Source organism: Pseudoalteromonas sp. 19-MNA-CIBAN-0066 (assembly GCF_040308705.1).
Lineage (GTDB): Bacteria > Pseudomonadota > Gammaproteobacteria > Enterobacterales > Alteromonadaceae > Pseudoalteromonas > Pseudoalteromonas nigrifaciens.
Genome location: NZ_JBEONZ010000230.1, coordinates 1 through 268, shown reverse-complemented (window position 1 = coordinate 268; position 268 = coordinate 1). Strand labels below are relative to the sequence as shown.

The following is a 268-nucleotide window of genomic DNA, read 5'->3' as shown; positions in this document are numbered from 1 at the left end:
ACTTATTGCCGATTGTAGCGCGCGTTTTCAGTGTCGTAATATGGTAACGCACGATGGGGGGGATCATCTTATTTTTATAGGTGAAGTACTGGGGTTTGATCATCAAGCACTACCGCCACTGGTGTTTCAGCAAGGTCAGTACGCAATGACTGCACGTATACCGTGGGCAGCGGTTAACTTATCTAGTGAACCTACAGCGCCACAGTGCAGCTACAACGAAGATTTACTAGGTTACTTGCTTGGGCGTTCACATTTTCAAATGCTGTAC

General features: G+C 46.6%; 1 protein-coding gene. It reads left to right on the top strand.

Annotated features, from left to right (window positions below; genetic code table 11):
- The coding region (locus tag AAEZ18_RS18940; protein WP_352255957.1) for a flavin reductase family protein at positions 1-268 on the top strand (268 nt) is incomplete at both ends.